We start from the raw sequence: 7,839 nt of genomic DNA, 5'->3' as shown, positions 1-7,839 counted from the left end.
GCCCTCGCTTTCGCCGGCTTCCTGATCGGGCTGGGGTCGCTCGTGGTCGGCGACCTGCCGCAGGTCGAGCATCGCTACAACCTCGACGAGTTCCTCGACCGCGGGCAGGCGGACGCGACCGCCGCCGCGCTGAAGCAAGTTAGTCGAGAGCGAGTTGTGTCCGCTCCGCTTGTTGCTGGTTGTCGGCGCGCTCGCGACGAACTTGCTTCAGCGCGGCGGCCGTCGCGTCCGCCTGCCCGCGGTCGAGGAACCCGTCGATGTTGTAGCGATTCTCGACCTGCGGCAGGTCGCCGACCACGAGCGACCCCAGCCCGAGCAGGAAGCCGGCGAAAGCGAGGGCGACGAGCCAGAGGACGAGGGAGAACGAACGCTCGGAAAGCCTACCGGTTGATCTCAACGGGCGATCCTCAACTGAGCCGTGAGCGGATACCGAGGCATGCCCGAAACGCTTTACAGCAGTCGAGACCCAATTGCGGAAGCCTCTCTTCTACGGCATCGAGGGGCATGATTCGGTCCGAACTCGTCGCCCGCATCGCCGAGCAGAACCCGCACCTCACGGCTCAGGAGCGCGAGGCGGTCGTGCGCACGATCCTCGGCGTCATCACGAAGGCACTAGTCCAAGGCGACCGCGTGGAGCTGCGCGACTTCGGCACATTCAGCGTCCGAGACCACGATGCCCGCGCCGCCCGTAACCCGCGCACCGGCGAGCATGTGGCCGTCCCGGCCAGAGCGCACGTCCACTTCCGGCCGGGCAAGGGGGTGCAGGTGCAGCTCAACTCGCGGGTGTTGAAGAGCCGCTTCTGAAGGCTGCCTGGTCAGCAACCGCTCTTTAACCGCGATGCCTAAGAGTCGGGTGCTGTCTGGAAACGCGCATGAACCCGCTCGCTGGCACCCTCTCCGACATCCGTAGGCTGGCGCTGAAAGATTGGCCTGGTTCCATTGTCCTGGCCGAACACGCCGTCGATCAGCATGCCGAGATTTTTTCCGAACCTGCTGATCGCCTCACTGCGCTCGACGCTCTAGCGCGCGATCTGAGCTGCCTCGGGCGTGCCGCGCCGCATCTTGCACCGTTTCTGCGGCGGGTCGACGACTACATCCACCTGATCCGCAACGGGTTCTGAGATCTTTCCCAGGCTCGTAGAGTTAACGGCTTATTAAGGGTGGTCGGGTCTCGATGACGAGAACCGAAGGACCCTGCGCTATGATGACAGCCGGCTTCCTCGTTGTGATTGCCGCCATGAGCGCGGCAACGGTTGGCGCAATCGGTGCGCCGGATGCTTGCCATGGTTGAGACCGACCAAGTGGCACTGATCTTGACTTTAGCGGCTGAGAACACCGAGCTTCATCGTCAGCTCGCCTCCGCCCAGGATTTGCTCGTCGAGACCGCGATTGAGGCGGGACACCTCCATGAACGCGTCGAAACGTTGCGCTCGGAACTGGCAGAAGCGCAGGCAGCCAGGGACGCATGGCGGAACGAGGCCGAACGGCTCGTCGGCTGGGGTATCCGCACGGCCTGATCGAAGCTTCGGTACTTGCCTCAGCTGGTTCGGGTGGCTTCCAACCCGATGGCTTCGGAGCGAAGACGGCCTTAAAGCCAACATCGCTGAGGCAGGTTACGGACCTCGATCATTCGGCGAACCATGGCGTCATAGCTCGGCCGACAGCCGCCTCATCGGGGACGGTCTCGCTTGCCCAGGCGACGATCCCGTCGGGCCGCACGAGCACGGCCTGCAAGCCCAGCCGATCCCGCGCGTCCGCCGCGACATAGCTAATCCTCCCGGACCATCGACTCGCGAGGGCCTGAAACGACGGGCCAGGATCGAAGTCCAGGAGCAAGCATTTGCCGTCGCGCAAGAGGCTGCCGACCCTCCTCCCGTCGCTCAGCACGAAATCGGGAACGCCGCATCCCACCAACGGATGGCTGCCACCGAGATCGTAGCGGAGCGAGACGCCCCACACCCGCTCGGCGAAGTAGGTCGCGCCGTCTGGCGTCTCGATGAGGTCGCGGATGATGGCTTCAAGCGCGCGCGAGCTTCGGCTCGGCCGCATCAGCGCGACCTGGGCCCGCGACCAGTCGAGTACGCGGGCACCGACCGGATGCCGTTCGCGCTCATAGCTGTCGAGGAGGCCTACCGTCGCGTCACCGTGGATCGTGGCTGCCAACTTCCAGCCCAGGTTCATCGCGTCGCCAATGCCGAGGTTGAGGCCCTGTCCGCCTAGCGGCGAATGGATGTGCGCAGCATCGCCCGCCAGCAGCACGCGGCCGTTGCGATACGCGCTCGCCTGACAGGCGCGGTCGGTCCAGGTGGTGGCGAGGTCGAGCTTGGTCACCGTGACATCGGCGCCCGAGATCCTGCGCATGACTGCCTCGACATGTTCGCACGTGATCGGCGCGGAGCGATGGAAGGCACCCCCGTCGAAGTCGGCCATCGCAATCGTACCGGGCGGCGTGAACAGGTACATGCCCTGCGCGGTGTAGTGGCGACCGGGCTGAAGCGCGTCCGCGTCGGCCAACTCGGCCTGGACGGAATAGCCTGTGAACTCAGGCTCGGTGCCGGCAAAGCCGATGCCGGCCGCCTTGCGCACCGCGCTGCGGGCGCCGTCGCAGCCGACCAGCCAGCGGCCCGGGATCTTCTGACCGCCAGCCTGGACGACGATAGACTCATCAGTCTGGGCGAAGGCCTCGACTCCCCAACCGCGCCGGATCTCGACGCCCAACGCGTCCGCGCGCTCGGCCAGCACGGCTTCGATGCTTGCCATCTCCACAGCTAGGTTGCTGACCGGGCCGGACAGGCGATGTGGCCAGCGCGCGGTGTCTATCCGGTCATGGAAGAATTGGATGCCGGCGAAGTGGCCGCCCGAACGGCGGGACTGCTTCATCCAATGCGCTGTTCCTGGCGTGGCGCGGCTGGCCGCGTGGGCCTCGATCTCGTCCAGCAGACCGCGTCGGTCGAGGCTCTCAATAGTCGGGACCGACAGGCCACGCAGCCCGAACGGGGCGCGCTTCAACGGCGAGGACGGATCACGCGCCTGTTCGACGACCAGTACGGAGCAGCCGGCCAGCGACAACTCGCAGGCGAGAAACAGGCCGACGGGACCTGCGCCGGCAATGATCGTATCGTAGAGCGTCGTTAATGCGGGCATGGTCCGGCTCCTGCGTCGATGTTCGACCGGAGCGTTTCCCGAACCCGAGACCCACGCGGACGAACAGCCGGACGCGCGAGGGCGTCCTTCGTTCGTCGTGGGGATCTGCAGCACGGAGCCAAAGACCAGAGCTTTCGTTACCGAAAGGACTTGGGCTTACCAAACCAAGTCTGCCTTTTCCGACATCGCCACGATAGCGCGCCGGTGAACGGGCCGCAACAGCCACGCTTCGCAGGTTGGAGCACCCTGATCTCAGCAATGTCCTGTGTGGATGGCTCCCGCGTTGCAAGGGGATCTGTGACGGTTTGGCGGTTCGGTCGGGTGCCGTCTTGTGTTCGGCCTGTTCGCGCGGTCATCGACCGCTGGCCTTGATGGTTTCCGCGGATGAGGTCCTCATTCTGCTTCGCGGGCTTCGACGCCCTCGACATTTAGCGGGTTGTCCTCGTCCCCGGTCTGACCGGTGCGCCATCACTTCACAGGGTCCTCGCAACCTCCTTCGCGCGGTACCGCGCGGATTGGTAAGCTCCTCATCAGACCGCCGCGGTGCCGAGTGCGGGCGTCCGGTAGACCTCGCCCCGGACCATGATGGCCCAGATCGCCCGCGCCGCGCGGTTGGCCATCGCGACCGTGGCGAGGCGGACCGGCTTGCGGGCGAGCAGCGCGTTCAGGCGCGGGTCGGCTGCACTGGGATGGTGCTTGTTGCGCCGAACGAGCGAGGTCATGCCGGTGACGAGAAGCCGGCGCAGGTACTGGTCGCCCATCTTCGAGATCCGGCCGAGCCGTTCCTTGCCGCCGCTGGAGTTGTTGAGCGGTGTCAAACCCAGCCAGGCCGCAAACTGACGCCCGGAGCGGAAGTGACTGGGATCGGTGACGGTGGCGGCCAGCGCGGTCGCGCCGAGCAAGCCGACGCCGGGCACGGTGGCGATGCGTCGGGCGAGATCGTTCGAGCGGTACCAGGCCAGCAGGTCGCGTTCGAGCCGGTGGATGCTGTCCTGCACCGCAATCGCCTGCTCGGCCAGGGCGCCGATCACCTTGGCGGCCAGCTTCGGAACCTCGTGCGCCTCGCCGGCGATCGCACGCCGCACGAAGGCGAGGGCGTGCGTGAGACCCTTCGGGATATCGATGCCGAACTCGGCCAGCAGCCCGCGGACCATGTTGACCAACTGCGTGCGCTGCCGGACCAGGAGATCGCGCGTCCGATGCAGAGACAAGGCTGCTTGCTGCTCGACCGATTTGATCGGCACGAAGCGCATGGTCGGGCGCGTGACAGCCTCGCAGATCGCCTCGGCGTCCGCCGCATCGGTCTTACCGCGCTTTACGTACGGTTTGACGTAGGCCGGCGGCATCAGCCGCACCTCGTGACCGAGCGCCGTGAGTTCGCGCGCCCAATGATGGCTCGTGCCGCAATCTTCCATGCCGATCAGACATGGCGGGAGCTTGCGGAAGAAGGGCATCACCTGCGCTCGCCTGAGCGCGCGCCGGACGAGAACCTCGCCCGTGCAGTTGATGGCGTGCACTTGGAAGACGTTCTTGGCCAAGTCGATGCCGACGGTCGTAATCTCCATCGTAGTGGCGCCAAGCTCCTGCTGCGTGACAGCACCATCTCGGCGCCGCAGCGCCGGGAGCGGGAACCATCCACCCCATCTGCTTCGGATAAGCTGTCCCTTGGCATCGTACAGCCGGTAAGGGCGCCAAGCCGCACGTCCGGTCTTGTGCCCGATGGCGCTCCGGCGTGACGTAGTCTGGCCGATAGCGGCTCGTCTGCTTCTCTACAGGAAACGAGAAAAGCGGACGTGGCCGTGACGTCTGCTCTCGACCCGATGACTGCCATTGAGGACGGTCGAAGCAGTGCTGCACAATCCGGGCGCTGATTCGCTGTCGCTCCGCAATTTTGCCAAGCGCACCTGAATTTCGGCGGAGATGGTCAGGACCGTGAAGCGCGCAACGGATTAGAGGCCGGATATAGTGCTCGGCATCAAACCAAACCCGTGCGACCAAGCTTGGCGCTGCCACGCTATCAGTGCAAACGCTGCTAGTTGCGGCTGAGCTACCAAGGCATTCCTCCGGCTATCAGACTACAAGATCAGCGAATTTCAGCCTAAGTAAGGTTTTGGTAATAACTTCGAAGCGACGGCGCGACTGCCATGGCGGTGTGTGCTGTGGAGGCCCGGTTGGGCCGCGGTCATGCATTTTGCAACGCGATAAGAATGGTGCATTTCTGCCACTACGGTGAGCCGTTGCTTCCAACCTGCGCAGTTCGGGCTACCAATCAATCGCTAACTGTAGGATATTTCTGGGGCTGAGAACAGGGGAAGAACCGCAAGGGGGCACCTGCTCGCTGTTGACGTTTCAAGGGAGCCTTGAGCGTAAAGCAGCGTAGTCAGAGCTGCGGAGCGGAGATCTTCAATTAAAAACAGGTCTCGAACCATGAAGAACTGGCTAGTTGCTGGCGCTGCCGCGCTAACGATGGGAATGACAACGACGGCGTCGTACGCCCAATCGACCACGGTCCCGGGTGAGCAGGTCGGTCTCGCCGTCGGCGCGCCGCTGCCCGAAGGCCTCTACGCGATCAATACCTTCACCTACCGCCGCACCGACGGCCGGAACGATGCCGACACAGCCGTTAACATCCCGGTCTTGGTCTACTCGACCCCGCTGGTGCCGCTTGGCGGCCGCATCGAGCTGCTCGTGGCTCCCCCGACCGTGTTTGTCTTCACCCGCAATGCGGCGGGCACGCCTAACAAGGACATCTCCATCAACGTCGGCACCTTCGTCGGCGGCATCTGGGCCTTCGACCTCGGCAGCAACTTCGGCGTCAGCTTGCTCGGCGGCGTGTACCTGAATGACCTCGACGGCGACCGCGGCTCGCTGTTCAACGGCACTACTGCGGCCAACCCCATCTCTGGAGCGGGTCGGATCCCGGTCGGTACGCCCATTCTGCCGCAGCTCTCCTCGAACACCTACCGCTTCGGCATCGCCGGCAGCTACACCGGCGATGGCTTCAACCTGACTGCCAACCTGACCGCGAACATTTACGACTCGCCCGGCCGCTTCAGTGGTTCGGTTGGCAACTTCATCGGGCCGATCCGCCTGTCGGACGCCCTGAACTTCGACCTCACTGCGACCAAGAAGTTCGGCAACTTCGAGATCGGCGCCGTCGGCTACGGCACCTACAACTTCGACATCAGCCAGTTCAGCGCGGCGGCCGGCAACCGCGGCCGCTTCGCCCTCGGCGGTCTCGTAGGCTACGACTTCAAGATTTTCACCGTTCAGGCCTACGTCGCCCGCGACGTGGTGACCGGCGCGACGATCGCCGCCACGCCGTTCAGCCGCGCCCGCAGCGACTACTCCACCGACGGCTGGATCCGGTTCATTGTGCCGCTGTACTCGCCGGCCCCCGCCGCTTCGCCGATCCCGGCGCCGTTGGTCCGCAAGTACTAAGCCTAAGTATAAATTTACATAAGTTGGGCCCGCACTGGCGACAGTGTGGGCCTTTTACAGTTCGAGTTACAATATCTATTTTCTCATGAATAAGCGGCAGAAAGACCGTATCGAGCGAGCCGTTCGAATTTCATTTGTGATGCAAGAGATTCGACTAGCTGGTATTTCAGATCCGGCTGAAATCGCAAGTGCCCTCAATGCCCGAGGTATCCCGAATTTGCGCGGTAAGAACTGGACGTGGATTGAGGTGCTTCGTTTTGATAAGCGCCCGAAGGAACGTTCAGAGCCTTCAAAGCGGGCTGATTGGACACAACGCTAGACCGGCGGACGCAGTCAGGGTCGGAGCACTGACGCATCGGCATGCCCGATGACACGCATACAACAGGCTACTGGATGATGAGGCTGCCAAGGTCGTCGGCCTCGGCCGGCGGTTCTGTCGAATCGTCCGTAGCCACTGCGGCGCCGGCCAAGCGCGGCATCATGACCACTTTCGACGCCTGGCTCTCCGACACCAGTGCCTTCGGCGTGCAGGTGGTCGAAGGCTTCGCTGCAAGCCTTGGTCAGGACGGGGCCGCGGTCCGCGTCGGCCATGGCCTGCCCTGGAGCAGCGACAAGTCGAGGGGCAGGTCAACCGCCCCAAGCTGCTCGAGCGCTCCATGTACGGCTGCGCCAAGCTCGACCTCCTGCGTGGCCGCTTCCTCCTCTCAGCATGATCCACCAAACCCGGCGAAGAGCTACTTCAATGGGGGCGGATCAGGTGACTGCGAACGGCAGCGCGGCCGCAAGGACAAGTATCTTTATCGACATAGCGTTTTCATCCCGATGGATCGGTTCGACCGGTCTGGGTCTGAACGTTGTCATGATCGTTATCGTTCGGACCTCGCCACGGCTGCGGTTACAAATGCCGCCGTCGCCGTAGCCTGAGGCCAGGATCAGCGCGCCGGGCCAGAATACGAGGATGAGCAAGGCGATCGGGACGATGGGACGGCCTTTCCACCAAACGATGATCACTGGCAGGAACAGAGCTGGGATCGCCACCGCAAAGGCCCAGAACTCAAGGTCGGAGAGGTCCCTATGTGATCCGTAGACGAGGAGCAGGTTCACGGAAGCGCTATTGCCTTGTTACCGCATGGTGGGCTCCTGTGTCCGACCGGCGGACAATTGGGAGCTACGCCGATGAGAACTGCACTGACCATCGCAACCGTCCTCATCCTTGCCGGCCCAGCATTCGCCGCTGAAGGTGGTTCAAGCCGC

At 64.0% G+C, this 7,839-nt stretch carries 8 protein-coding genes and 1 pseudogene; 5 read left to right on the top strand and 4 right to left on the bottom strand.

Annotated features, from left to right (window positions below; all coding sequences use genetic code 11):
- Positions 1 to 139: 139 nt before the first annotated feature.
- Positions 140 to 397 carry a hypothetical protein gene (locus MKL01_RS30170; protein ID WP_243908868.1) on the bottom strand — a complete coding sequence of 86 codons (258 nt, stop codon included), beginning with the start codon at positions 395 to 397 and terminating at the stop codon, positions 140 to 142.
- 107 nt (positions 398 to 504) lie between these two features.
- Here MKL01_RS30170 and MKL01_RS30165 point away from each other — a divergent pair, with 107 nt between their 5' ends.
- From MKL01_RS30165 to MKL01_RS30155, 3 genes are all read left to right on the top strand, one after another.
- Complete coding sequence (locus MKL01_RS30165; RefSeq protein ID WP_243908867.1) at positions 505 to 804, top strand: HU family DNA-binding protein; 300 nt, start codon at positions 505 to 507, stop codon at positions 802 to 804.
- Between the two features lie 68 nt (positions 805 to 872).
- Complete coding sequence (locus MKL01_RS30160) at positions 873 to 1,121, top strand: hypothetical protein (protein ID WP_243908866.1); 249 nt, start codon at positions 873 to 875, stop codon at positions 1,119 to 1,121.
- A gap of 162 nt (positions 1,122 to 1,283) precedes the next feature.
- Entirely contained in the window at positions 1,284 to 1,517 is a 234-nt protein-coding gene (locus MKL01_RS30155) for a hypothetical protein (protein WP_243908865.1), read from the top strand.
- Between the two features lie 109 nt (positions 1,518 to 1,626).
- Here MKL01_RS30155 and MKL01_RS30150 read toward each other — a convergent pair whose 3' ends face one another.
- Together MKL01_RS30150 and MKL01_RS30145 are read right to left on the bottom strand one after the other, a co-directional pair.
- Positions 1,627 to 3,144 carry an FAD-dependent monooxygenase gene (locus MKL01_RS30150; protein WP_243908864.1) on the bottom strand — a complete coding sequence of 506 codons (1,518 nt, stop codon included), beginning with the start codon at positions 3,142 to 3,144 and terminating at the stop codon, positions 1,627 to 1,629.
- A gap of 530 nt (positions 3,145 to 3,674) precedes the next feature.
- Complete coding sequence (locus tag MKL01_RS30145) at positions 3,675 to 4,709, bottom strand: IS110 family transposase (RefSeq protein ID WP_243908863.1); 1,035 nt, start codon at positions 4,707 to 4,709, stop codon at positions 3,675 to 3,677.
- A gap of 862 nt (positions 4,710 to 5,571) precedes the next feature.
- On the opposite strand from MKL01_RS30145, the gene MKL01_RS30140 reads away from it, so the two are divergent.
- Positions 5,572 to 6,585, top strand: a complete 1,014-nt coding sequence (locus MKL01_RS30140) for a transporter (RefSeq protein ID WP_243908862.1) — start codon at positions 5,572 to 5,574, stop codon at positions 6,583 to 6,585.
- Between the two features lie 386 nt (positions 6,586 to 6,971).
- Positions 6,972 to 7,298 (top strand): annotated as a pseudogene (locus tag MKL01_RS30135) (ISL3 family transposase); the annotation flags it as partial.
- A gap of 40 nt (positions 7,299 to 7,338) precedes the next feature.
- Here the strand turns inward: MKL01_RS30135 and MKL01_RS30130 are convergent.
- Complete coding sequence (locus MKL01_RS30130; RefSeq protein ID WP_243908861.1) at positions 7,339 to 7,689, bottom strand: hypothetical protein; 351 nt, start codon at positions 7,687 to 7,689, stop codon at positions 7,339 to 7,341.
- Between the last annotated feature and the right edge of the window lie 150 nt (positions 7,690 to 7,839).

Origin of the sequence: Methylobacterium sp. J-070 (assembly GCF_022829385.1) — a bacterium.
Classification (GTDB): Bacteria; Pseudomonadota; Alphaproteobacteria; order Rhizobiales; family Beijerinckiaceae; genus Methylobacterium.
Note: the sequence above shows the minus strand (reverse complement) of the source record. Positions and strands in the feature narration are given on the sequence as shown.

Coding starts and splice junctions, on each gene's coding strand:
- MKL01_RS30145 (WP_243908863.1), bottom strand. CDS start 4,709: ATGGAGATTACGACCGTCGGCATCGACTTGGCCAAGAACGTCTTCCAA.
- MKL01_RS30150 (WP_243908864.1), bottom strand. CDS start 3,144: ATGCCCGCATTAACGACGCTCTACGATACGATCATTGCCGGCGCAGGT.
- MKL01_RS30165 (WP_243908867.1), top strand. CDS start 505: ATGATTCGGTCCGAACTCGTCGCCCGCATCGCCGAGCAGAACCCGCAC.
- MKL01_RS30140 (WP_243908862.1), top strand. CDS start 5,572: ATGAAGAACTGGCTAGTTGCTGGCGCTGCCGCGCTAACGATGGGAATG.
- MKL01_RS30160 (WP_243908866.1), top strand. CDS start 873: ATGAACCCGCTCGCTGGCACCCTCTCCGACATCCGTAGGCTGGCGCTG.
- MKL01_RS30155 (WP_243908865.1), top strand. CDS start 1,284: ATGGTTGAGACCGACCAAGTGGCACTGATCTTGACTTTAGCGGCTGAG.